This window comes from Enterococcus sp. AZ095b (genome assembly GCF_051714725.1).
GTDB lineage: Bacteria > Bacillota > Bacilli > Lactobacillales > Enterococcaceae > Enterococcus_B > Enterococcus_B pernyi.
This window is the reverse complement of sequence record NZ_JBIOSL010000001.1, coordinates 1744712-1771061: the sequence shown is the minus strand read 5'-3', so window position 1 is coordinate 1771061 and position 26350 is coordinate 1744712. Positions and strand designations below refer to the sequence as shown.

Below are 26350 nucleotides of genomic sequence, written 5' to 3'. Positions count from 1 at the left end.
AAATGGAATAATTTCTGGTCTTGACAGAAAGGGCGTATATTTTTGTCAGAAAAACGAGAGTTATTTGAGAAATTATTGGAGCAGATCCAATTAGAAGAAACAGAAAAAGCACATCCGCTTATTTCTGCTGGGGAAATGGAACAGGTGGTGGTCCATCGTAAATCTCGTCTGTGGGAGTTTACGTTACGTTTTCCAGCTATTTTGCCTGTGATGCTTTATCGCTCGCTGGTGCAGCATGTTATACTTGCATTCAAAGAAATTGCTGAGGTGAAAATCACAGTCCAAGCAGCGGATCAAACATTCGATGAACAACTCTTACAAGATTATTGGTCGCAAGCACTGGAAAGTCAGCAATGCGATACACCTTTAGTACAAAAGGTATTAAAGACGCAAGTACCAATGATCAAAGAGCATAAGGTGATTTTGCCTGTTGATGGTGAAGGAGCGATCGGCTATCTTAAACAACAATATCTGCCATTAGTAGAACAGTTATTTGTTAGTTACGGTTTTCCTAAGTTTCGAATCGAACCAGAAGTTGATGAGCAACAAGCAGAAAGAGTCCTAAAGCTTTTTGAAGAAAGACGACAAGAACAGGCTGAGGCGTTCATGAAACAAGCAGCTGAAAGCTTGATTGTTCATGAACAAAAGAAAAAAGAGCGCAAAGAGCAATTACCAGCGCTTGACGGGCCAATCCAGCTAGGTAGAAATATCCCGAATGATGAGCCTATCACACCGATGATCAATATCTTGGAAGAGGAACGCCGGGTAACGATCGAAGGCTACGTGTTCGATAAAGAAGTACGCGAGCTTCGTTCAAAACGTAAGATTTTGACATTGAAGATCACAGATTACACTTCTTCATTTATCGTCAAAAAGTTTTCAAATAATGAAAAAGATGAACAAATCTTTGAAGCAATCAGTACGGGTAGTTGGTTGAAAGTTCGTGGGAGTGTACAAGAAGACACGTTTGTTCGTGACCTAGTGATGAATGCCCAAGACATTTTAGAAGTCAAACATGCACCACGTAAAGATTATTCTCCTGAAGGGGAAAAGCGTGTCGAATTACATCTTCATAGTAATATGAGTACTATGGATGCAACGAACAATATTTCAGATCTTGTGGCACAGGCAGGTAAGTGGGGACATAAAGCAATTGCAATCACTGACCATGGCGGTGCACAAGCATTTCCAGAGGCACATAGTGCAGGGAAAAAAGCTGGTGTGAAGATCTTGTATGGTGTCGAAGCGAATGTGGTCGATGATGGGGTGCCGATTGCGTATAATGACGCCCATGATTCATTGAGTGAATCCACTTATGTCGTGTTTGACGTGGAGACAACAGGTTTGTCTGCTGTTTATGATACGATCATCGAGTTAGCTGCTGTTAAGATGTACAAAGGAAATGTCATCGAAAGTTTTGATGAATTTATCGATCCTGGACATCCCTTATCACGAACAACCATTGATTTGACAGGGATCACGGATGAAATGGTTCGCGGTTCAAAATCTGAGGAGGAAGTTTTACGCTTATTCTTGGAATTCTCAAAAGATGCGATCCTAGTTGCCCATAATGCGGCATTCGATATGGGATTTTTGAATACAAGTTATGCCAAATACAACATCCCTGAAGCAGCCAATCCAGTTATAGATACCTTAGAATTAGCTCGTTATTTATATCCACAATTCAAACGGTTTGGTTTAGGTGTACTATCCAAAAAATTCGGTGTTAGCTTGGAACAACATCACCGCGCGATTTATGACGCGGAAGCAACCGGACATCTGGCTTGGATATTTATCAAAGAAGCGATGGAAAACCACGAAATGTATTATCACGATCAGTTGAATGCCCATGTAGGTGAAGGTGATTCTTACAAACGGGCGCGACCTTTCCATGTCACATTACTGGCTAAAAACCAAGCTGGATTAAAAGACCTGTTCAAATTGATCTCGATGTCAAACGTCGATTATTTTGAACGCGTGCCACGAATCCCCCGATCACAGCTGAAAAAATTCCGACAAGATTTGTTAGTTGGCTCTGCCTGTGACAAGGGTGAGATTTTTGAAGCCATGATGCAAAAAGGGGTAGAAGAAGCACGTAACCGGGCGAAATTTTATGACTATATCGAAGTCATGCCTAAAGCTGTCTATGCACCACTCCTGGAGCAAGAGCTTGTCAAAAATGAACATGACTTAGAAGAAATCATTCGTAACTTAGTAGAAATCGGCAAATCATTAGATAAAATCGTTGTAGCGACAGGAAATGTCCACTACCTGAATGAAGAAGATGCGATCTATCGTAAAATCTTGGTCAATTCGATGGGGGGAGCCAATCCATTGAATCGTCACAGTCTGCCCGAAGTGCATTTCAGAACAACAGATGAGATGCTGACTGCATTCTCCTTCTTAGGTACGGATTTAGCAAAAGAAATCGTAGTTGAAAATACCAATAAGATTGCAGATATCTGTGAAGAAGTCGTGCCAGTGAAAGATGAATTATATACCCCTAAAATTCCTGGTTCGGAAGATGAAATCACGGATCTAAGTTATTCGAAGGCAAAACAAATGTATGGTGATCCATTACCGGATATCGTAGAAAAGCGTCTGAAAAAAGAGCTGGATTCGATCAATGGTAATGGCTTCTCAGTGATTTATTTGATTTCACAAAAGTTAGTGCATAAAAGTAATGAAGATGGCTATTTAGTAGGTTCTCGTGGCTCGGTTGGTTCTAGTTTCGTCGCAACCATGACAGGGATCACAGAGGTCAATCCATTGGCACCTCATTACTATTGCCCAGATTGTCAGTATTCGGAATTTTATGAAGATGGAACTTATGGTTCAGGATTTGATATGCCTGAGAAAAAATGTCCAAAATGCGGTACTCGTTTAAATAAAGATGGGCATGATATTCCGTTTGAAACATTCTTAGGTTTCCATGGCGATAAAGTACCCGATATCGATTTGAACTTCTCAGGGGATTATCAAGCAGAAGCCCATCATTATACGAAAGTATTGTTTGGCGAAGAATATGTCTATCGTGCGGGAACGATCGGTACTGTTGCGGATAAAACGGCGTATGGATTCGTTAGAGGGTTTGAACGTGACCACAACTTGCATTACCGCAGCGCCGAAGTGGATCGCTTAGCCAAAGGTGCTACTGGGGTCAAACGAACGACCGGACAGCATCCAGGAGGGATCATTGTTATCCCCGATTATATGGATGTATATGATTTCACGCCGATCCAATATCCGGCAGACGATCAGAATTCAGAATGGAAAACGACCCACTTTGATTTCCACTCGATCCATGACAATGTCTTGAAACTTGATATCCTGGGACACGATGATCCAACGGTGATCCGGATGTTGCAAGATTTATCTGGGATTGATCCACAAACGATCCCAACCGATGATCCAGAAGTCATGCGGATCTTTTCTGGACCCGAAGTCTTGGGAGTCACACAAGAACAGATTTATTCTAAAACAGGTACATTAGGGATACCGGAATTTGGGACACGTTTCGTTCGTGGGATGTTAGAGGAAACACACCCAACGACTTTTGCGGAATTATTGCAGATCTCTGGTCTTTCTCATGGTACGGATGTTTGGTTAGGGAATGCAGAGGAATTGATCAAACGTGGGGATGCGACGCTGGCTGAAGTAATCGGCTGTCGTGACGATATCATGGTTTATTTGATCCATGCTGGCTTAGATAGTGGGATGGCGTTCAAAATCATGGAGACGGTGCGTAAAGGATTATGGAATAAGATCCCTGACGAATTGCGTGAAACGTATTTGACCGCAATGAAAGAAAATAACGTACCTGACTGGTACATCGATTCTTGTTCGAAAATCAAATACATGTTCCCGAAAGCCCATGCGGCTGCTTATGTCTTGATGGCGCTACGGGTTGCTTATTTCAAAGTTTATTTTCCGATATTGTATTACTGTGCCTATTTTTCCGTTCGTGCAGATGACTTTAATCTTGTCGCTATGTGCAAAGGAAAAGAAGCAGTGAAAGAGGCGATGAAGGAAATCACGGATAAAGGCTTAGATGCTTCTGTAAAAGAAAAGAATCAGTTGACAGTTTTAGAGTTAGCCAATGAGATGCTAGAACGTGGCTTGAAATTCGGAATGATCGATTTATACAAATCCGATGCAGTAAACTTTGTGATCGAAGGAGACACGCTGATTGCGCCATTCCGTGCGGTACCAAGTTTAGGGGCCAACGTAGCGAAACAAATCGTCGAAGCTAGAAAAGATGGTCCTTTCTTATCCAAAGAAGACTTGGCAACTCGTGGGAAAGTCTCGAAGACATTGATCGAGTATATGACAGAAAATGGTGTCTTGAAAGATTTACCTGATGAAAATCAATTATCGTTATTTGATATGTTATAAAAGTCAATGTGAGAAATGAAAATGAATCAAAATGAAAGCAAAGATTAGTAAAGCTGGTTGCCAGTTGGTTCTAATGATATGGCTTGTCATTTAGAGTGATTTATGTTATAGTTATTTAAGGTAATGATACTAACTGTGAGTGAGCGGAATTTTCGCTCACTCTTTTTAATGGAATTACGGATCTAATTTTAAGGAGGCGAAATCTTTGAGTAGCGTCGTTGAAACAGTCACAGAAATGGTGACACCGATCTTAGATGAACAAAAGTTTGAGCTAGTAGAAGTAGAATTTGTCAAAGAAGGAAAAAGCTGGTTTTTACGGGTGTTTATAGATAAAGAAGGCGGAATCGACATTGAAGAATGCGCATTTGTCAGTGAAAAATTAAGTGAGAAACTTGATACGACAGAGCCAGACCCGATACCACAAGCATATTTCCTAGAGGTATCATCTCCAGGCGCAGAACGCCCTTTGAAAAAAGAGGCAGATTATGAAAAAGCACGAGGAGAGTATATCCATGTGTCTTTATATCAACCAGTTGACGGAGAAAAACAATACGAAGGTTTTCTCCAATCATTTGATGCTGAACAGCTTACATTGAAGATACGCATAAAGACACGGGAAAAAGAAATTGTTTTTGACCGTAAGAATATTGCCAAAGCTCGCTTAGCAATCCAATTTTAATCACGGAGAGGAAACAGAAGAATGAGTAAAGAAATGTTGAACGCGTTAGATGCTTTAGAGGCTGAAAAAGGAATCTCAAAAGAAATCGTGATCGACGCTTTAGAAGCTGCGTTAGTTTCTGCATACAAACGCCATTATGGGCAAGCACAAAACGTAGAAGTAGAATTTGAACAAAAAAAAGGCAAGATCCATGTCTATGCAGTGAAAGAAGTCACTGAAGAAGTGATGGACTCACAATTAGAAGTATCTTTGAAAGACGCCTTGTTGATCAATCCTGCTTACGAGATTGGTGACAAGATCCGTTTTGAAGTCACACCAAAAGATTTCGGTCGTATCGCTGCCCAAACAGCGAAGCAAGTCATCTTGCAACGTGTACGTGAAGCAGAACGCACGATCATCTATAACGAATTCAGTGCTTATGAAAAAGACATTATGCAAGGGATCGTTGAACGTCAAGACAAACGTTATATCTATGTCAATTTAGGTAAAATCGAAGCGGTACTATCAAAACAAGACCAAATGCCAAATGAATTTTATCAACCACATGATCGTATCAAAGTATATGTATCACGTGTTGAGAATACATCAAAAGGCCCTCAAGTCTTTGTTAGCCGTAGTCATCCTGATCTTTTGCGTCGCTTGTTCGAACAAGAAGTACCAGAAGTTTATGATGGACTTGTTGAAATCGTCAGTGTGGCTAGAGAAGCAGGCGATCGTTCAAAAGTGGCTGTCCGCTCAACGGATCCGAATATCGATGCTGTCGGCACGTGTGTTGGTCCTAAAGGCCAACGTGTCCAAGCGATCGTGAATGAATTGAAGGGCGAAAACATGGATATCGTCGAGTGGGATGAAGATCCTGCGGTGTTCATTGCGAACGCATTGAATCCTTCACAAGTCGTGGATGTCATTTTTGACGAACAAAATCCAAAAGCTTGTACGGTCGTTGTACCGGATTATCAATTGTCATTGGCAATCGGTAAACGCGGACAAAATGCGCGTCTAGCAGCCAAATTGACGAACCACAAAATCGACATCAAATCAGAGTCAGACATGACTGAATTCTATGAGAAAAAAGCTCAGGCAGAAGCAGCAATCTCTGAAGAATTACACGATGAAGCAATCATCCAATCAGATTTGACAGATGATGAATATCAAACAATCGCATTTGAAGACGAAACAGCTGAAGTAACTGAACAAGAAGAAATTTAACTGCTAGTGAAGGAGGCAAAGAGATGAAACAAAGGAAGATCCCTTTACGCAAATCTGTGGTTTCAGGTGAAATGAAACCAAAAAAAGAGATGATTCGTGTCACACGTTCAAAAGAAGGTGTGGTATCGATCGATCCTACTGGAAAAATGCCTGGACGAGGAGCGTATGTCTCACTTGAGCCGGAGGAAGTACAACAAGCTTGGGATAAACATCTCTTGGATCGTGTACTTGAAGCTAAGCTAACAGATGAATTTTATCAAGAACTATTAGATTACGTCACTCACCAAAAAGCCCGAAAAGAGCTATTTGGCGAATGAATGGAATGAATCGGCAAAAAGCCATGAATCTTATTGGTCTAGCGATGCGTGCAGGGAAAATGATCACAGGTGAAGAATTGACGATCGGAGACATCCGTCGTCAAAAAGCCAAGATCGTTTTCGTCGCAAGTGATGCCAGTGAGAATACCAGAAAAAAAATCAAAGATAAGAGTTCGTACTACGAAGTTCCTTGCTTTGAGCTGTTTTCTGAGGAAGAAATCACGCAGATGATCGGTAAACCTCGGAAAGTGATAGGAATCACGGACACCGGCTTTGCAAAAAAGGTCAAGGAGCTAATTGAAGGTTAGGAAGGTGATTGCATGGGCAATAAACGAATTTATGAACTAGCGAAAGAATGGAACAAGTCTAGTAAAGAGGTCGTTGATAAAGCGCAGAAACTTGGAATCGATGTGAAAAATCACATGGGTGCGGTCAGCACACAAGATGAAAAGAAACTGCAACAAGCGTTCAACCAACCACAGCAGAAAAAGCAACCAGTACAAAAAGCAAACCAAAAACCAGCCGGACAACAGCCAAGTAACCAAAAGAAAACAAACGAACCATCGAACCAACAAAAAAATAAAAGTAACCGCAACTATCAAGATCGCGGTCAAGGGAGCGGTCAAGTGAATCAAGGAAAAAACCAATCAACAAATCAGAATAAGAGTAACCAGACAGGTGGAAACAATCAAAACCGTCAAGGATCTACTCAAAACAATAATCAAAATCGCCAAGGTAACAACCAAGGCAGCAACCAAAACCGTCAGGGAACTACCCAAGGAAACAGCCAAGGTAGCAACCAAAACCGCCAAGGCTCTACCCAAGGAAACACTCAGGGCAGTAACCAAAACCGTCAAGGAGCAAACCAAGGCGGCGGCCAAAATAGAAACAATAATAACAATCGCGGCAAATTCAACAATAACAACCGCAATCGTTTCAACAAAAAAGGAAAAAAAGGCAAACAACAAACGTCAAACAAGCCAGCAGTTCCACCACGTAAATTCCGTGAGTTACCTGAAGTATTAGAGTATACAGAAGGTATGAATGTTGCAGATATCGCGAAGAAAATTCACCGCGAACCAGCAGAGATCATTAAAAAATTATTTATGCTAGGCGTGATGGTCAATCAAAACCAAGCATTAGATAAAGATACGATCGAATTGTTAGCAACAGACTACGGGATGGAACCACAAGAAAAAATCCAAGTAGATATTGCGGATATTGACAAATTCTTTGAAGCGGATGAAGTGAATCCAGAAAAATTAGTCTCACGTCCTCCAGTTGTTACGATCATGGGACACGTTGACCATGGTAAAACAACTTTACTCGATACCTTACGTCATTCTCGCGTAACAAGCGGAGAAGCCGGTGGTATCACACAGCATATCGGTGCGTATCAAATCGATATTGATGGCAAACCAATCACATTCTTGGATACACCAGGACATGCGGCCTTTACAAGTATGCGTGCGCGTGGTGCAAGTATCACTGATATCACGATTTTAGTTGTTGCCGCCGATGATGGCGTAATGCCACAGACTGTAGAAGCGATCAACCATGCGAAAGCAGCTGGTGTGCCAATCATCGTTGCAGTCAACAAAATCGATAAACCAGGTGCAAACCCACAACATGTGATGCAAGAATTAAGTGAATATGAATTGATTCCTGAAGCATGGGGTGGCGAAACGATTTTTGTAGAAATCTCAGCGAAATTCGGTCAAAACATCGAAGAACTATTAGAAATGATTCTTTTAGTCGCTGAAGTGGAAGACTTGAAAGCTGATCCAACACAACGTGCGATCGGTACAGTGATTGAAGCACGATTAGACAAAGGAAAAGGTCCTGTGACAACATTACTTGTTCAACAAGGTTCATTGAATGTTGGAGACCCAATCGTTGTCGGAAACACATATGGTCGTGTACGTGTAATGGTCAACGACTTAGGACGCCGTGAAAAAACAGCTGGACCAGCAACACCAGTTGAAATCACAGGATTGAATGATGTACCTCAAGCAGGCGATCGTTTTGTTGTCTTTGAAGATGAGAAAACAGCTCGTGCGGCGGGTGAAGAACGTGGCAAACGTGCGATGTTAGAACAACGTGCAGCAACTAGCCGTGTGACATTAGATAACTTGTTTGAAAGCTTAAAAGAAGGCGAATTAAAAGAAGTCAATGTCATCATCAAGGCTGATGTACAAGGTTCAGCAGAAGCACTAGCTGCTTCATTGAAGAAGATCGACGTTGAAGGCGTACGTGTCAAGATCGTCCATTCAGCTGTTGGAGCAATCAATGAAAGTGATGTAACGCTTGCTGCGGCAAGTAATGCGATCATCATTGGTTTCAATGTTCGTCCGACACCACAAGCGAAAATCCAAGCAGATACAGAAGAAGTGGATATCCGTCTTCACCGTATCATCTACAAAGCCATCGAAGAAATCGAAACAGCGATGAAAGGGATGCTAGATCCTGAATTTGAAGAGAAAATCACTGGTCAAATGACTGTCCGTGAAACCTTCAAAGTATCAAAAGTCGGAACGATCGCTGGTGCCTTTGTCACTGATGGTTACATTCGTCGTGATAGCGGCGTACGTGTCATTCGTGATGGCATCGTCATTTTCGAAGGACAATTAGCAAGCTTGAAACGCTTCAAAGACGATGTCAAAGAAGTGAAAATGGGCTTTGAATGTGGAGCAATGGTAGAGAAATTCAATGATCTTAAAGTAGACGATGTTATCGAAGGCTTTATCATGGAAGAAATCAAAGTCGACTAATTTAAAAAAAGGAGGCCGCTCATTATGGCTAACTATCGTGACCGCAGAGTCGGTCAAGAAATTTTAAAAGAAGTGAATGATATCTTACGCAAAAAGGTACGTGATCCACGTGTGGAAAACGTAACGATCACAGATGTGCATGTCACGGGTGATCTGCAACAAGCAACGATTTATTATAGCCTCTTATCTGACTTAGCCTCAGATAAGAAAAAAGCGCAAGAAGGGTTGAATAAAGCAAGTGGACTGATTCGTCGTGAATTAGGACATAACATGAGCATTTATAAAACACCTGAATTGACGTTTGAGCTAGACGAATCAGTTGTCTATGGTAATCATATCGATGAATTATTGCGTAATTTAAACAAAGACTAATGTTCTAGCGAGTTAAATCGTTCGTATCAATGGTCGAACAGGGAGGATACAATAACTGTATCCTCCCTGTTTTTTTTTTTGTCTATTTTCATTCGACACTAGAGAGCCAAACAAAATACAACGAAAGAATCCAAAAATAAAAGGAGCCATTTTCGAATTTTTTCGTTGTATTCGTAGCAGATGATCATCGCTGAATTGTCCGCTTTTGGGGAAAACATGTTTCATCATAAAAGCAAAAGATAAGAATTGACTGATCAAAGAATCATCCGATCATCTACCAGATAACCATCCGTATAACCAATCAAAAGGTGCAAAGAAAAGATTTTCCATAGGTGCTCCCTCCTTTACAAAAAGAATACCACCTTTCTATTTACAACAGTGTGAACTTTTGTTACGTTTATGTTTCTAAAACAAAATAATCGTACATTTAAGGATCAATCCCGTCAGTTTTTGATCCGATGTGTTATAATAATTCAGTTAATACTTAAAAGAATGGAGAACAAAAGATGGAAGGCTTATTACCTTTATGGAAAGAACGCGGCATGACTAGCCACGATTGTGTATTCAAATTACGAAAAATTTTACATACAAAGAAAATCGGACATGGTGGGACATTAGATCCTGATGTAGATGGTGTTCTTCCAATTTGTATTGGTAAAGCCACTAAAGTCATTGAATATCTGACGGATTCGGGGAAGACCTACAAAGGAGAAATCACACTTGGCTACAGTACGACGACTGAAGACAAATCAGGTGAAATCGTTGAACAACGAGCGGTCACCGAAGCATTGACAGAGGAGCAAGTAGATGATGCAATGGCTGCTTTTGTCGGTGAGATCACACAGATTCCTCCGATGTACTCGGCTGTGAAAGTCAATGGTCGACGTTTATATGAATATGCTCGAAATAATGAGACAGTGGAACGACCTGTTCGCAAGGCACAGATCTATCGTTTTGAACGAACAAGTGAAATCCTCTGGTCAAAAGAAGCAGGGACCGTTTCGTGGCGGTTTGAAGTCGAATGTGGCAAAGGTACCTATGTTCGGACGTTGGCTGTAGATACGGGGAGTAAGCTAGGCTATCCTGCGCATATGTCAGATTTGACGAGAACAGCGAGTGCCGGCATGGATGAATCCCAAGCAATTACTTTAGCTGAAGTAGCATCATATATGGAGAATGGTACGATCGAAGAGTATTTATTACCCATTGAAACGGGTGTAGCAAAGTTCAAACAGGTCGATATCGATGAAACAGTGTGGCAGAAAGTCAAGAATGGTATGCGCTTAGATTACCAAGTATTCGGTCTATCCGAGATGCCATCAGAAGAAATTGCCCTTTTTTATCAAGGAAAAGTAGTGAGTATCTACCAACCAAATCCAAAAGAAAAAAATAAGTTAAAACCAAGTAAAGTTTTAAGAAATGAGGTTTAATGTAAAAATGGAAATCATCAAAATCAGACACCCTTATCAAGTTTCTCAAATTCCGAAAGAAGACGTCGTATTGATCTTAGGTTTCTTTGACGGAGTTCATTTAGGACATCAGAAAGTGATTGAAACGGGGCGAGAAATTGCTCAAAGAGAGGGTCTGAAATTGGCATTGATGACATTTAATCAACATCCGTCAATCGTCTTTAAAAAAATCAATCCAAGTAACGTCAAATACTTGACTACGTTAGAACAAAAAGAAGAAAAAATGGCAGAACTTGGGATTGATTATCTTTACGAAATTGAATTTACTTCTGCATTTGCTCACTTAGCCCCTCAAGATTTCGTTGATCAATATATTGTAGGGCTAAATGCTAAGTATGCCGTTTCTGGCTTTGACTATACGTATGGTCCAAAAGAAATTGCGGATGTCCCTCATCTCCCAGGTTATGCAAAAGGTCGCTTTGAAGTAGTCACTGTACCAAAAGAGCAACAAGAAGGGGAAAAAATCAGTTCTTCACGGATTCGTCAAGACTTGGATGCTGGGGATGTCGCGAGTGTGGCCCATTTGCTAGGATATATTTATGAAATCGACGGTGTGGTCATCCACGGGGACGCACGTGGTCGCTTATTAGGATTTCCGACAGCCAATGTCAAAGTTAAAAGCACCGTTCATTTACCAAAAGTGGGGGTCTATGTTTGTGAAATCAAAATCGGTGAGACGTGGTACCCAGCGATGGGATCAATCGGACATAATGATACATTTGGCGATGGACGTGAATTGACAGTCGAACTGTATATTCTAGATTTTGATCAAGATATCTATGGTGAACATGTCTACATTCGTTGGCACGAGTTTATCCGAGATCAAGTGAAGTTTGATGGAGCAGAAGCTTTGATCGAGCAATTAAAAGCAGACGAACGAGTAACTGCTGATTTTTTTGAACATGTTGAATAAGCAAATGTAGTATTCGAGAATAAGGAAGAAGCCCAATCAGGATAACTGAAGGGCTTTCTTTTTTGGAAAGAATTTTTTAGTGCGTATGATTTGCTTTCACCTACACTGCGTAGTGTACACTGTCTTTATAGCTAATAACGAATGTTTTAAAATATCTGTTATTAATGTGATAAAAGAAAGGGTGTCTTCTATGTATAAAGAATTAGAACAGAAAGTAGCTATAGTGACTGGTGGGTCCAAAGGGATCGGTACAGCCATTTCTCAGCGTTTTGGAGAAGAGAAGATGAAAGTAGTTGTAAATTACCATTCGGATGCTGATGGAGCAGAAGAAGCAGTTAAAGCGATTGAAGAAGCTGGGGGTCAAGCATTAGCTGTCAAAGCGGATGTAGGAACAGAAGAAGGCGTGCAGACTTTGATTGATCAAGCGATAAAAGCCTATGGTCAGTTGGATGTTTGGGTCAACAATGCTGGCACTGAAAACCAAAAACCTACGCACGAATTAAGTTTGGAAGAATGGGAAACTGTGATGCAAGTCAACCTTACTGGCGTGTTTTTAGGAACAAAAGCCGCGATCAATTATTTCAAAAAACACAAAGTAAAAGGAAGTATTATCAATCTTTCCTCTGTCCATGAACAAATCCCATGGCCGACCTTCTCACATTATGCCGCTTCAAAGGGTGGGGTAAAACTATTCACTCAAAGTGTTGCGATGGAGTATGCGCCTGAAGGAATACGTATCAATAGTATCGGACCAGGAGCGATCAAAACACCGATTAATGCCGAAAAGTTTGATGATCCAGAGCAAAAAGCGACAACAGAAAGCATGATCCCGATGGAACGCATTGGAAAACCAAGTGAAGTCGCCGCTGCGGCTGCTTGGTTGGCTTCAGATGAATCAAGCTACGTTACAGGTATCACGTTGTTTGTAGACGGTGGTATGACGCTTTATCCTTCATTTCAAGGTGGGAAAGGGTAGGGATTGATTGATGGGAATCTTAATTGCATTAATACCAGCGATTGGCTGGGGAATCCAACCACTGGTTTTGAAAAAAATCGGTGGACGTCCCACCAATGAAATATTGGGTACAGGTATTGGGGCATTACTCGTTGGTCTAGTTGTTCAATTGTTCATGTCACCCGGTGGTATTTCGATTACTACATTTTTGATCAGTCTTTTATCTGGGGCGTTTTGGGTCATTGGCCAAATCGGACAATATACGACGTTCAATTTGATCGGCGTATCCAAAACAATGCCTATTTCCACTGCGATGCAGCTTGTTGGAACGTCACTCATTGGTGTTTTTGCTTTTGGCGAATGGTCAGGAACAACAGGGAAAGTGATTGGTGGAGTAGCGATCGTCTTGCTAGTGATTGGTTCTGCACTAACAGCAGTAACTGATGGGGGAAGTAAACAAGGTGGAATAACTAAAGGAATTTCGATTCTTGCTTCTACGAGTATTGGTTATTGGGTGTACAGTGCACTACCTAAATTAGTCAATGCAGATGGTGTAGCTATCTTCTTTCCACAAATGTTAGGTGTTTTCTTAGCAGCGGCTATTTACGTCGTCTTGAAGCAACCAAAAGCGTACGGAGATGGAAAAAGTTGGAAAGCGACGATCGTCGGAGTCATTTTTAGTTTAGCTGCATTTGCTTATATATTTTCAGCTAGTGCCAATGGAGTAGCTACTGCCTATATCATCACACAACTGAACGTAGTGATCTCAACATTAGGTGGTATGGTTATTTTGCACGAAAAGAAGAGCAAAAAAGAATTAAGATACACGTTGATCGGGTTAGCCTTGATTGTCGGGGGTAGTATGATTACTGTGCTGATTTAAAAAATAAAGCAATGTAAGACATCGACTAACAAAAATGTCTTACACTGCTTTATTTTGGTGCGGTCAATGAGATATCCGTTCGTTTTAAAACAGCTTCATTAAACCAAGTACCAAAACTTTGAACATAGTTAAAATTCCCGCTAATGATAAATTCCGCGCAGGTATCATCTAAGACATTATAAAAAAAGTAACGATCTTCTTTATTTGAATAAACATCTTGATGATAGCTGATCATACAATCTCTAAATTGGTGCAATGACTCCAACGTTTCGTACTGAAGGTAGAATTTTAGGACTACTGCACTATTTATTGGTTGGTCAGTTCCTACGAAGCTTGGTTTGTTTTTAAGAGAGAACTGTAGAAACTCTGACAGATTTTCTTCTGAGAATTTCCATTTTCCTCCAACCTTTATCCCCTGTAGTTTTCCCTCGCGTAGATAATTTCGTACAGAACGAGTAGTTACTCCTAGAATCTCTGCAACTTCATTGACTGAATAATAATTCTTCATCAGTTTTCCTTCCTCCGTTTTCTTGAATGATAGAAACAAATAACTAGTACCATTTACGAGTTAGGTAAATGATTTTTGCTATTATGATTTGCCTATCAATTATATAAATATAGCGTAAAATAATAAATAAATAGAGAAAAAATAAGGATATCTTTCAAATTATTATACTCAATATAAAGCATTAAAACCATAATTTTTGAAGATTATTGTTATGTTTTTAAACTTTTGCAAAATATCGATAAGGTAAATATCAAGTCTGTAAACAATCCGCCTAAACCTTTTCTAAAACATTCTCTAAAATTTGTGAGTGTTTCAATATAGGATAGCTAGTTACTTCTTAATTCAGTGTCTAAAATCCTGCAATCCATGAAAACAGTACGAATAAGCTGTTTAATAAAAATAAACTTATTCCTAACTTTTCCTAACAAAGATATTGACTTTTACATTAATCGCGTTATACTAATTTTAGGAAAAAAAGTGAAATTTTTTCCTAAATACTAGAGAGGAGGACAGTGATAGTTAGCTCAAAGGATCTGTGAAGAGTCTCTAAGCACATTAAATGACCGTATACCAAAGTGAAGTCATGTAGTTGTTCTAGATGATTAGCAAATGGACCAAAGCTTACACCGTTCTTTTTTATGGTAGAAACGAAGTTAGTACACTAAAAAACTCCCCTTTTTTGTACAGACTAACTTTAGTTTCCTAAAAATCCCCATATTGTGAGGCAAATGATTTCGTCTATGATTTGCCTCACAATAATCAATTGTAAGTTAACGATGACCAAGATCAGATAAGAAGGATAAACCTTATCTATATAGTGAATCTTATGTGTATACATACCATTTTGAGATGAAAACTACTACTTATTCGCATTTGATTATTTTACGATGTAAAGTAAATGCAAGAATCGATCACCCGCCAAGAATAAAGGAACTCTTATCTTTGGAATAAGGAATAAGAACAAGTAATACGGTTAATGCTTTTGAAAAGGCAGTCCAAGTGAAGTAATATTCAGAACACCATCAATTTCGAAGAATTGCTGTTAAAAGAAGACAATCAATAGTAGAACTATTGGTTATGGAGTTATAGGAAAGGAAGAAAAAGAAATGAAGTTAAACAAAGCGATCGCTTATGAAAAATTAGGAAATACAATCTACTTGTCATCAGATGAGGGAATCTTTCTACTGGAGAATGAAGTAGCGACATATATCTTCGATCTTCTGACAAAGGAACAGACCATCAAAGAAATCAAATTAAAAGTAAAAGAAAAGTTTAGTCACGCGAATGAACTGACAAAAGAAGGAACAGATTTATTTATTGAAAATTTTTTAACTGATTTGTCGAAGCGATCGATTGTTTGTTAAATGAAAAGCACATTATCTAACTCTATGTTGGATCATTCAACATGAAACAGCTCTAATTGTTGCTACGAATAAAATATACATGTTACAGCTGGAGGTACAATAAGTTTAAAGCTGTTTTATTTTGAGTTATCGAACGTTAAAAATAGACTGCAAGTCACACTTGCGGTCTATTTTTTTGTTGAAGACAGATCCAAAGCCTGATTCGATGATCACCAATAAAAGAAATGTCTTTGTCTTTCTCGCTTTCTAGGTGTTGCCGTGAGACAAAAATATCATAATTTGTTCTGTCGCAATTGCTACTATTATTTTAGTATTCCTATACTTTTTTTTACCAATAAAAAAACCTCTATGCTATATTGGAATAAATATGGTATATTTTACTTAAATAGAAAACAGCGGAAAGATACTATGTTTATCCTATGGAAATCACAAAATTAAGTGACTTTTCGAAAACTTTTACGATTAAATGATACCGATTACATAGGGCTGCTATTTATTTGATCGGCATGAGAAATTACTACTGACTGAGGAAGATAGCTCTTGGAACTAACTTAGTATAGAAATTCAATGAAAGAATACAGTGAGGGGAAAAGAATATGGCGAAAAAAGTTGGGATTTTATCAATAGAAGGCTATGTAAAAGGGGGAGAGCGATTAGTGGAACAGCTTGTGCTTTCCATACCTGAACAAGAAATCGAATTATTCGCAATCAATTTTTCTGAAGAACAATATATCCAAACAAAGTTGGATCAAAATATAAATAATTGGCATTTATTTGATTGTTCCTATTTATGTTCAGAAACTAACCATGTAAACTATCAATTTATTCAATTGATCAAAGAGGCAAATTACGACTCCTTCGTATTATTAGGTGGGACTTCGAGTGTTGTATTTGCAAATGAGCTACGTAGCCATGGACTTTCAGTAATCACTGTACCAGTATCCAACTATCTTGATTATCCAAGTGGTGACTATACAGTAGGTTCAGATACATTTATCAACGGCGTAACAAAAGTGATTGATCGGATAGTCGATACTGGACATTCTCATCAAAAAGTAACGTTCATCCAAATTGACGATACCATCACAGGTAAAGTCACAAGAGAACTATCTTTGACAAATGAAATCGATGTTTGTATTGCTAATCAACTTGATTTAACGAATAATAAAAAATATCTTTTGAAACATATGAATAGCCATCCTATGCATTTTTTATTGAACCGTTCAGTTAGTTCAATCGATTCTTTTGTTGAAACGTTTTGTCCCACATTATCCGACTATAGAAGTATTGTTTTAGATAATTTAGCCATTGGACAGTCGATGATCACCGCGTTTGATCGAATTGCGGTAATTGAATTAGCGAATGTCATAACTGATTTACTTAACGACAGGCAATGTTTAGACGCTGAATTGTATTTCTCACATGGGAAGGTGTTGTTTGAACAAAGTCCTTATCATCAAAATGTGAAAAACAAGCGGTGGAGTAACTATTAGTAAGCAGATTGTTACAGGATAGAATGTCACGTTCCACGAAATAATTTTCGGTAATCAGGATCTGGCAAAAAGGTAACCCTTCAAATTATTTCTCGCAAGCAAATCAATAAAAAATTGGCTCTTTGTCAATAAGGACTGATGAGTTGTGCAAAATCAAATCTGGGTCAGAATGAACCTCATTCTGGCTCAGATTTTTTGTTATCTTACTTTGATTAATTGATTGATCAAAAAGATTCTAATTCTCATGTTCTCGAATGATTTAAATCCGTAGGATACTCGTTTCATTGTCTTTATGTGGGTATTCTTCGCTTCTATTTTTCCATTGGAATAAGGATAGATCATTGCGTTGGTGATGCCTTCTTCATAGGTCAGAAGGTTTTGAAGCTTTTCCCGAAAGCTGTCATCCAACGTTTCGGGAAGTTCTGCTAATAAGGAGAAAAATAAGTCAGGGTCTTTGTCTCGAAAGGCTTCAACTAATTCATGAAAAAAGGGATACGCCTCCTTTAGGGGCGTAGAAAACTCAAGCAATCGATCAATCATCATTGCTTCAGTAAGAAATGGGTATTTTGGTGCTCGGAAACTTTTCCATGTTTTGTATTCATAATGGTTGATGTTTGCACGATTTTTTAGCAAAAAGCGCCAGTTCTTTTTCAGTTTTTCTGCCTGGCTTTTCTGTCCTGCTTTACGAAGTTCATTCATTTCACGGATACGCAACTCATTGAACGCTTGATTCATGTGTTTGACAATATGAAACCGATCAATCACTATTTTCGCATTTGGCAGAACACGTTTGGTGAGCTGGAAGTAGGCGGCGTTCATGTCTGTCACCAAGAATTCTACTTCTTCTGGATTGGTACACTTTAAGAAATAGCTTGTTAATCGAGGTAATTTACGCGTAGGCAAAACATCTATTAATTTTCCTGTTTCGCCATCTGCGCAAATAAAGCTCATTTTATCTTCTATGGAAGCATGCGAACGAAATTCATCAACCATCAATACTCTTGGGAGAATCTTCTTAGATTGCTTTGGTAAATAGCTTTTAAACTCTTTCAATGTACGAATAACAGTGGTCAAAGATACCTGACAGCTTTTCGCAATAAAAGATAAAGATACTTTTTCAGTCAGTAAAGAAGCAATTTTATATCTAACATGATTTGCGATTGAATGTCTGGATTGGACAAAATAACTTTGAGCAGTCCAATGGGTTCGGCAGTTTTTACAGGTATAGCGCTGCTTTTTTAGGCGCATAACCAAAGGCATATGATTGTATTGTTCAAAACGGACAATCGTTTCTTTTTTTCCATTTTTCACTATAATTGCTTTCCCGTTTCCATCTACCACAGTAGAACCACAACTTCTACAAGCACGAGGAGTAGGCGAGAGAACAGCATCGACGACCAACGTCTTTTTCTTCTGAAGGGTCTCGTAAGAGACCTCTGTAATCATCAAATCTTTCTCTATTATTCTCAGCATTTTTTTGATAGAATCATTCATATAGCATATCGTCCTCTCAGTTGTTTATTTTGTGGTGATTTAATCATACTAGAGAACGATATGTTTTTTAATACCTAAAATGAAAATGGGACTGAAGAATCAATTCTGATTCATCAGTCCCATAAATTATAGAGCCAAAAAATTCTAACTCAAAGCAACACATGAGTTAGTTTTTTTTGTTATTGTCATTTAGTAAAAAAGATAAGATAAAAATTTTTATAAATTAATCTTTTATATTACGTTATATAATGTTATTATATTTGTGAAAAACAGTTATTTTATTTACTTTTATATAAACGGAAATAGTAAAATGTTTCACTTATAAATCATTTTCTTTAGTAGAGTTTGGGCGAATATATACTATTTTGTTCATATTCATTCGAGTAATAAAACAACTGTTTTATATAAAAAAATAATTGTTATTCTAGGGGGAGAAATGAAAAAAATTAGTTATCGAAAAAAATATGAATGGATCGGATTAGGTTTGCAATTAGTTTTAGTAGCTATCGGTTTGATTTATTACTTTTTTATCTATCGTTAGGAGAATGAAAATGAAATTAATAGTAAAAAAAAGGTTGAATGGCGTCTATCTTGATAAAAACAAACATACAGCACAACAAGCCATCGAGAAACTAACGCCACCAAAGAAAATTATTTTACCAATGTCTATGCATCTTGGAAAACCTGCTAAAGTCGTTGTTGAAGTAGGCGATAAAGTGGCAATTGGGACACTCATCGGAGAAAAAGATGGACCAATATCTGCCAATGTACATAGTTCAGTGGCAGGAGTCGTAAAAAAAATCGAGAACCGCATGGTCAATCATCGGTCGACTGAAGTGGTCATTATAGAAAATGACTTTTCTGACCGTATGGAATTATTACATACAAAAAACAAAGTTTTACATAATATCGTCGCGAATGCAGGAATTGTAGGGATGGGAGGCGCTGGTTTTCCAACTGACTTAAAGCTACTACCTAAAGAAGAACAAAAGATCCATACCTTGATCATTAACGCAGCAGAATGTGAACCATCCATTACTAGTGATAGAAGATTATTGATTGAAGATACTGAACAAATGATTTTGGATACTTATCAAATCCCCAAAGCAAGGATTGCGATCGAAAAATCATCTGTACAAGTGATTGAACATTTACATAAACATCTGATTGATCCAAGAATCCAGTTACATATTCTAGGGATCTATATCCTCAAGGTGCGAAAAAATTAGTGATCAAGCATGTATTATCTCAAGAAATACCTAAAGGCAAGCTCCCTTTTGATGTCGGAGTGATCACCTTGAATGTAGCGACGATACATAGTATTTTTAGTGCTGCGTTGAAGCAGGTCGCATCCTTCGAACGGGTAGTAACAGTTTCAGGTACACCGATCAAAGAAGTAAAAAATCTACGAGTACGAATTGGCACACCAGTAGAGGAATTGATTGATGCTTGTGGTGGATTTGTGTCGTCACCTCTTAAGGTATTGAATGGTGGACCGATGATGGGGAAACTTATCCAATCATTAGATGAACCAGTCACAAAAACGACTAATTTGATTTTAGCATTGTCTGCAGCAGAGGCAATGATCCCCAAGGAACAAAAGTGTATCAAATGTAGCGAGTGTGTGAATGCGTGCCCAATCGGTCTACATCCGATCTTGATCAGTCAAGCGTACCGTCATCAGGATCTTCAGACAGCCGAACAGTTAGGCGCGTTGAATTGTTTAGAATGTGGTGCTTGTTCATTTATCTGTCCTTCAAAAATCAATTTATTAAAAGATATCAGAGCAGTAAAAAATCAGATCATGGAGGCAAAAGGATGAGTACGAAATATCTAGGAAACGGAACGATCAATGGTCCGCATATCCGTAATGATTGGACAAGCCAATGGAAAATGAAACAAGTATTGATTGCCCTTATATTTCCAACGATTGGTGCTACTTACTTTTTTGGTTGGCGTTCGTTAGTGATGATCATTACCAGTATCCTCACATGTGTATTACTTGAAGGGGTTATCCAAAAAGTAAGTAAACAACCGATCACGGTCAATGATTTGACTGCTGTGATCACAGGTTGGCTGTTAGCTTTGACATTACCTACTAGTGCACCATTATGGACAGTGCTTGTCGGAGACTTTATTGCTATCGTCCTTGTAAAGCATCTAGGAGGCGGGTTAGGAAGGAACTGGATCAATCCCGCAGTAGCAGCACGAGTCCTTCTAAAGCTCTTTTTATCTCCTTGGATCACCAATTGGATCGCACCAGGACCAGATGTGATCACTACTGTGACGCCACTTGTGGCACTTGCTCATTTTTCTCGAGAAATCAGCGCGACCACACCTGAATGGTGGAAACTTTTCTTAGGGATTGATCTAGGCGGTCCAATGGGGGAAACAAGTAAACTGCTCTTATTGATTGCAGGGGGCTATTTGATCGTGCGAAAAATCATCCATCCATTCGTTCCTCTGTTGACCCTAAGCTCTTTCTATCTAGCGATTTTAATTTATAGTGGGTTTAATTTTAGCTTTGCTACAGCTCATTTGCTTAGTGGAGCATTGATCATGGCAGCTGTTTTCATGGTAACAGACTATACGACTTCACCTGCAACCGATAAAGGGAAGTATTATTTCGCTATCGGCTGTGGTTTACTATGTGCTGTTTTAAGAATCGTCTTAGATTTGCCAGGGGGGATCGGCGTAGCGATTGTTGTCATGAATCTAGCGGTACCATTCATTGATCAGTGGACGATGCATCGGGTGTATAGTGAAAAAGAGTTTAAGATAACCCCGATGATTGATAAAGAAAATAGAAAAGGATTATCAAGTTTCAAGTGATAATTTATAAGGAATAGGACTGTTACCCGACTAGAGAAATTTAGTCGGGTCTTTTTAGGTAAAACTGTTGCTCAACTATTTTTTTGTGAAAGAACTCAATAATTTCACCTGTGAATGAAATTATTGAGTGCCAAACTATTTATTTATCTGCTAATCTACAAATGGATATCGTTCGTTATTTTATAGTGTCTTAAAACAAAAGGTACCTAACATCAAAAATAAAAGAATACTTCCTGTTTAGAACGATAGCCAATCACAGCTAAAAAGAATGGAGAGACAAATGAACAAACGACAACTAAAAATGATGTTATGTTTTCTGGTTCTGTTTGTAATAAGCATACCAGCAAATATAAACGCAGAAGCAACGAATGAGTTAGAGGGCCAAAAAACTTTTTCGGCTCAGCACACCGAATGGTTAGATGCAACAGATGCGACGATTTTTGGAGAGCACGCGCTGCGACGTGAGAGTTTAGAAGATCAGTCAAATCAATTACAAGCGATTATTGATCATGCCAATTCTTTAACAAAACAGTTATATATTCCAGCTGGTACGTATATTATCAACAAAAATGTAGTGTTAAGAAGCGGTCTTAAGATCAAAGGAGAAGAAGAGAATCCAACGATACTGAAAAATGAAACAGGACAAAACGTTTATTTGTCAGATGAAAATTACCAGACAAGCTACAATATTGAGATTCATTCATTGTTTTTCGATGGAGTAGGAATTTTTACACGTTTAGCAAATAACATTACCATCAATGATAATGTGTTTTATCATCCTGTCTCTTTATATCCGATCAACCTACAGACATCCAATGGGGCAACTATGCAAAATAATATATTTATGAGAGATCATGAACATGCCACGCCAGATACAGAAAATCGGGCAATCTATATTGGTGGTTTTTCGACGGTTGGAAGATATGAGTATATGGAAAATGTACAGATTACAGATAATCTATTTGGATTACGGATCAATGAGTTAGAAGCAATCAAGAGCTTTAGCAATCCTGAGATTATCAAAACCATCAATCGTCTACAATCTGCATTGGAGTCTGAGCAAATGTCTCTTGAACATAACGAACAAAACTATCTTTCTTGTGGTGTCAATTCATATAGTAATTCGAAGAATGTTTTGATAAAAAATAATTTCTTTCAGCAGATGTACGAGAACGAGGATCGATATGGTGTGGTAGGTGATCATGCCATCTATCTAAGAGGATCACAGAATGTACAGGTTGTAGGCAATCACGTTCGTGGATTGCACAATGGACCTTATGGTGGATTTAAATTCAAATCAGGACGTAACATCACGATCATGAATAATTATCTACGTAATACCGGTATTATCATGTATGAAACACCAGAATTTGGATTAGGAGATAGTTTTGCTCAAGGTCAAGTAGCTGAGTTATCGAATTGGTTCGTAGCAAATAACGTGTTTGATTTTAAAGAGTGGCAGGATAAATACGCGATTGGGATAGAGTATAATCGGCATACTGGAAAGGACAACGTATACAATGGGGTATTTATTGATAATAAATTTATCAATTATCACAATATTCCAGCCAACCGCCGGAGAGAGCTATTGATCATGAATCAAGCTTCTGAAGGTTTTAAAGGAGAGTCAACATATGTTTCTGGCAATACACGTGATGACACATCTGATCGTCAATTAAATGTTGAGTATTGGACCTCAGCAGAGTATGACAAAATGCCAAAGGATTGGAGAAGTTTGATCGATTCTACAATGTATGATCAATATAAAGAAACGCAAATACCAATACAAGATGCATTTCCTGTTGGTCGGACGGTTGAGATTATTTTAGGTGAATCTTATGATCCATTTGATTTTGTTGAGCAAACCCATATAGAAGAAAACGATCGTCCTGAAATCACTATTTTGAATCCTGAAGTTCTATCAAAAGTTGGTCAACATAAGCTAGAGCTAATGCTTTCATATCCAAATGGACGAACAGTGCGTGTGGTTTCAAATGTGACAGTCATGTTTCAATAATATAAAAAGTTCAAGCGATTCAAAAACCAGTTGAAACTTCTTGGCATATCATTTTCTAGCCAAAGTCGAAAGAGTTAGAAATATTTTCGCTCGATAAAGATTTACAAGTAGTCATTTTATCAGAAATACCAAGTTTTTACCGCTTAATTTTCGATTGAAAAGGCGGTGTTAATGAGCTTGGCTAAATAGGTGATTTCGACAAAAGAACAGATGCATGAAATTACTTATATCTCTTCTATTTTTTCGCACCAAAAAATAAGGTTGGTTGAACATTCCTTCTTTTTATAGACATAGTATAAAGACGGAGGATGTTCAACTGATTTTTATTTTGCCTAAGTAGTTTATCAATCAGTTAAATAAAAATACACTTATAAAGTGAAAAGGAAAAGGTACAAGAAATGTAAAATAAAAGTATTGTGGATTTAGTAGAGATTGTCATAGCGAAAGAATTTTATGCTGGAATGAAATATGTAACAGATGAAGCGAATAAAAGACAGAAAGGATTAGTTGGTTAGGGTAAAATGGATTGGATACTGAAGTCATCCAAGAAATATGTGTATGGCTTTTTTTGTTTTGCTGATTTTATCATACTTGATTGAGATAAATTTAACGTTTATGCGTTCAAAATAAGTTTTTATGATTAGTTTGAATAATAACTATGTTATTAGGTTATATTAAACGTGTGGCTTAAAGGTTTATGATTTTTTGTATATTATGTAAAAAAAGTTCTAAAGATTAATAATTTTTTTGTAATTAAAATTTTCTTGGTACTACTATGAACTATGGTAAAGAGAATTCTTGCAGAAGGTATAGCTAGAATCGTCAGAAAAATAATAGTTATCTTTTGGAATAAGCCTTTAACAGTACATATTGAAAAGGATGTAGGTAGGTTAAATTGATATATTTCGCGATCCGAATAGGCTTATGTTTCTTAAGTCTGTTGTGTTTTAGTATAGGCATTAGCTTTTTATGGAGAATAAAAAAATTAGTACGACAAAACCTTGGGAAAAGTTTGTCAAGATCAGATTATATGAAAACACAAGATTATTTAACAAAATATAGGTTTTATGTTTATATAGTTTTTTTTACATTAGCATTTATCTTAATACTAATACGTTTTAATTAGTATTTAATTGATATTATTTCTCTTTGATTACAATTTATATTCAGCATAAAGTGTATTATGTTTATTTTCATAAATAATCGGTTGTAAGCCCGATTATTTATGAAAAAGAGAGTATAAAATTTTTACGGTAGGATAGAATTATTATGATAGAAAAGATTCTGATAAGGAACATCGTATCTAGAAATATTTTTTATAATTGTTAATTCGTCGAAATCTAATTGTTTTAGCATAAGAATATCTAAGATACATTGTAATTTTAGAGTTACATATATAATTCTATTGGATTGGTAATGGCTAATTCATATTTACTTACTGAATCTCCGTGGGTAAGATAATTTCTTGTGAATCTGTAAATATTTTTAAATATCTATAATTTAGTTTTCGTCCCAAAAAAAATTGAATAAAAATTATTGATTTTAAGTAAACTATCTTTAAAATCTTTAAAAAGGAAGTAGACTGTCGTTTAAAACTTTTATTTCAAAATTTTTTTAGAGAAATTTCAAATTTTGTAAATCCATCAATATGTCTCCTTGATAGTATAGCTCTTTTAGAAAATTCCATTGTATCAACCTCTATTAGAAATGAGCTTTCAATTGATTTTAGATTTTCCTTACCATAGTTTACAGATTCAGAATTTTCTGCTTTATTTATAGATATTGTGATTGGAGAACTTTGATTCCATCTTTCATATGAGTCAAAGGAAAAAGTGGATTTTATGATATTTAAATTATCAATTAATGCAATTGGTTGGGATGAAATAAATAAGGAATTAACCAGGTAGTCTGATACATCTAGACCAGGTATGTTACTAGTTTGTATAATAATAATGAAATCCTTTAAATATACATATTTACCATTTTCAGAAAAACCATAGATTATTCTATCGTCAATTATATTTTGCTGATCAAAGAAGTCTGCAAAACTATTCATTAACTTTAGTCTAAATTTTTGCGATAGTACCATCATCTTTTAATTGATAACTAGTAACCACTTGGCGACTCAGTCCCATTCCTGTTCCAGTAAATATATACAGATTAATTGATTTATTTACTGGTTGTTGTGCCATCAAAAGCTCTGAGTTCTTTTTAAAACGTTCTAAATCTTGTTCACTCTCTAAATAATTATTAGTAATGCTTAGACTATAGAAGTTATCTCCTGTTTTAGTTAACTCAATTTCAGCTTTGTCAGTATTATCAGAAAAATAAGGTGATAAACTCAATTCTGCAACCATAGAGGCATCCTGCAAAGCTTTAGTTTCGTTGCCTTGAGTAGCATTAATCATACCTTGAATATCCATTTTTCCAGGATGCCATTCACTTGCAGGATATTCTTTTAATAATGATTCAGAAGTTGGTTCACTGCTTGATATTTTTGTTTGTTCAACCGTACTACTCGTTGTAGAACTAACTTTTTTTGTGGTTGGCTCGGTACTTTGATTAGAACAACCAGCAAATAAAGTAATCGTTGATACAAGTAATAACAACCAAATATTTTTTTCATTATTTCACTCTCCTCAAATTATATAATAACATGGTTTGAATATATTGTATCTA

General features: G+C 37.5%; 20 protein-coding genes and 2 pseudogenes. 18 read left to right on the top strand and 4 right to left on the bottom strand.

The features are described 5' to 3' along the window. Positions 1 to 42: 42 nt before the first annotated feature. From IGJ99_RS08430 to IGJ99_RS08375, 12 genes and pseudogenes are all read left to right on the top strand, one after another. Positions 43 to 4395 carry a PolC-type DNA polymerase III gene (locus tag IGJ99_RS08430; protein WP_438770752.1) on the top strand — a complete coding sequence of 1451 codons (4353 nt, stop codon included), beginning with the start codon at positions 43 to 45 and terminating at the stop codon, positions 4393 to 4395. Positions 4396 to 4600: 205 nt separating this feature from the next. Next, positions 4601 to 5074, top strand: a complete 474-nt coding sequence (rimP, locus tag IGJ99_RS08425) for a ribosome maturation factor RimP (protein ID WP_010735193.1) — start codon at positions 4601 to 4603, stop codon at positions 5072 to 5074. 21 nt (positions 5075 to 5095) lie between these two features. Then, positions 5096 to 6283 (top strand): transcription termination factor NusA, encoded by a 1188-nt coding sequence (gene nusA, locus IGJ99_RS08420; RefSeq protein ID WP_010735194.1) that lies wholly within the window; start codon positions 5096 to 5098, stop codon positions 6281 to 6283. Positions 6284 to 6306: 23 nt separating this feature from the next. Further along, positions 6307 to 6600, top strand: a complete 294-nt coding sequence (gene rnpM, locus IGJ99_RS08415) for an RNase P modulator RnpM (RefSeq protein ID WP_010735195.1) — start codon at positions 6307 to 6309, stop codon at positions 6598 to 6600. Next, the gene (locus IGJ99_RS08410) at positions 6597 to 6908 is read left to right on the top strand and encodes a YlxQ-related RNA-binding protein (protein WP_010735196.1); all 312 of its coding nucleotides are present in this window, start codon (positions 6597 to 6599) and stop codon (positions 6906 to 6908) included. Before rnpM ends, IGJ99_RS08410 begins: the two co-directional genes overlap by 4 nt. A gap of 12 nt (positions 6909 to 6920) precedes the next feature. Beyond that, positions 6921 to 7343: pseudogene (locus tag IGJ99_RS08405) on the top strand (translation initiation factor IF-2 N-terminal domain-containing protein); the annotation flags it as partial. A gap of 138 nt (positions 7344 to 7481) precedes the next feature. Continuing rightward, a pseudogene (gene infB, locus IGJ99_RS08400) lies at positions 7482 to 9371 on the top strand (translation initiation factor IF-2); the annotation flags it as partial. Positions 9372 to 9395: 24 nt separating this feature from the next. Then, positions 9396 to 9743, top strand: a complete 348-nt coding sequence (rbfA, locus tag IGJ99_RS08395) for a 30S ribosome-binding factor RbfA (RefSeq protein WP_010735198.1) — start codon at positions 9396 to 9398, stop codon at positions 9741 to 9743. A gap of 506 nt (positions 9744 to 10249) precedes the next feature. Then, on the top strand, positions 10250 to 11173 hold the full coding sequence (gene truB / locus IGJ99_RS08390; protein WP_438770751.1) for a tRNA pseudouridine(55) synthase TruB: 924 nt from the start codon (positions 10250 to 10252) through the stop codon (positions 11171 to 11173). 7 nt (positions 11174 to 11180) lie between these two features. Continuing rightward, on the top strand, positions 11181 to 12125 hold the full coding sequence (gene ribF, locus IGJ99_RS08385; protein WP_062805094.1) for a riboflavin biosynthesis protein RibF: 945 nt from the start codon (positions 11181 to 11183) through the stop codon (positions 12123 to 12125). Between the two features lie 190 nt (positions 12126 to 12315). Then, positions 12316 to 13101, top strand: a complete 786-nt coding sequence (locus IGJ99_RS08380; protein ID WP_010735201.1) for a glucose-1-dehydrogenase — start codon at positions 12316 to 12318, stop codon at positions 13099 to 13101. 10 nt (positions 13102 to 13111) lie between these two features. Beyond that, a complete protein-coding gene (locus IGJ99_RS08375; RefSeq protein ID WP_169058790.1) occupies positions 13112 to 13963 on the top strand; it encodes a GRP family sugar transporter in 852 nt (283 codons plus the stop codon). 49 nt (positions 13964 to 14012) lie between these two features. Here the strand turns inward: IGJ99_RS08375 and IGJ99_RS08370 are convergent, their stop codons facing one another. Beyond that, positions 14013 to 14471: a helix-turn-helix domain-containing protein gene (locus IGJ99_RS08370; RefSeq protein WP_023519840.1), complete on the bottom strand. Its 459-nt coding sequence runs from the start codon at positions 14469 to 14471 to the stop codon at positions 14013 to 14015. 1106 nt (positions 14472 to 15577) lie between these two features. On the opposite strand from IGJ99_RS08370, the gene IGJ99_RS08365 reads away from it, so the two are divergent. Next, a complete protein-coding gene (locus IGJ99_RS08365; RefSeq protein ID WP_023519839.1) occupies positions 15578 to 15835 on the top strand; it encodes a hypothetical protein in 258 nt (85 codons plus the stop codon). A gap of 596 nt (positions 15836 to 16431) precedes the next feature. Continuing rightward, positions 16432 to 17328: a 6-phosphofructokinase gene (locus IGJ99_RS08360; RefSeq protein WP_023519838.1), complete on the top strand. Its 897-nt coding sequence runs from the start codon at positions 16432 to 16434 to the stop codon at positions 17326 to 17328. A 198-nt stretch (positions 17329 to 17526) separates the two neighbouring features. Here the strand turns inward: IGJ99_RS08360 and IGJ99_RS08355 are convergent, their stop codons facing one another. Then, entirely contained in the window at positions 17527 to 18822 is a 1296-nt protein-coding gene (locus IGJ99_RS08355; RefSeq protein ID WP_010734358.1) for an ISL3-like element ISEfa11 family transposase, read from the bottom strand. Positions 18823 to 19373: 551 nt separating this feature from the next. Between IGJ99_RS08355 and IGJ99_RS08350 the strand changes: the two genes are divergently transcribed. From IGJ99_RS08350 to IGJ99_RS08335, 4 genes are all read left to right on the top strand, one after another. Further along, positions 19374 to 20051 carry a hypothetical protein gene (locus IGJ99_RS08350; RefSeq protein ID WP_224434845.1) on the top strand — a complete coding sequence of 226 codons (678 nt, stop codon included), beginning with the start codon at positions 19374 to 19376 and terminating at the stop codon, positions 20049 to 20051. Then, the gene (locus tag IGJ99_RS08345) at positions 20051 to 20644 is read left to right on the top strand and encodes an SLBB domain-containing protein (protein WP_349519696.1); all 594 of its coding nucleotides are present in this window, start codon (positions 20051 to 20053) and stop codon (positions 20642 to 20644) included. The genes IGJ99_RS08350 and IGJ99_RS08345 overlap by 1 nt, the downstream gene beginning before the upstream one ends. Next, positions 20641 to 21654 carry an RnfABCDGE type electron transport complex subunit D gene (locus IGJ99_RS08340; protein ID WP_010735208.1) on the top strand — a complete coding sequence of 338 codons (1014 nt, stop codon included), beginning with the start codon at positions 20641 to 20643 and terminating at the stop codon, positions 21652 to 21654. The genes IGJ99_RS08345 and IGJ99_RS08340 overlap by 4 nt, the downstream gene beginning before the upstream one ends. A gap of 280 nt (positions 21655 to 21934) precedes the next feature. Continuing rightward, positions 21935 to 23671 carry a glycosyl hydrolase family 28-related protein gene (locus IGJ99_RS08335; RefSeq protein WP_178946442.1) on the top strand — a complete coding sequence of 579 codons (1737 nt, stop codon included), beginning with the start codon at positions 21935 to 21937 and terminating at the stop codon, positions 23669 to 23671. Positions 23672 to 25274: 1603 nt separating this feature from the next. Here the strand turns inward: IGJ99_RS08335 and IGJ99_RS08330 are convergent. Further along, positions 25275 to 25727, bottom strand: coding sequence for a hypothetical protein (locus IGJ99_RS08330; RefSeq protein ID WP_010735211.1), 453 nt, complete (start codon positions 25725 to 25727; stop codon positions 25275 to 25277). 10 nt (positions 25728 to 25737) lie between these two features. After that, positions 25738 to 26280: a hypothetical protein gene (locus IGJ99_RS08325; protein ID WP_041684224.1), complete on the bottom strand. Its 543-nt coding sequence runs from the start codon at positions 26278 to 26280 to the stop codon at positions 25738 to 25740. Positions 26281 to 26350 lie beyond the last annotated feature (70 nt).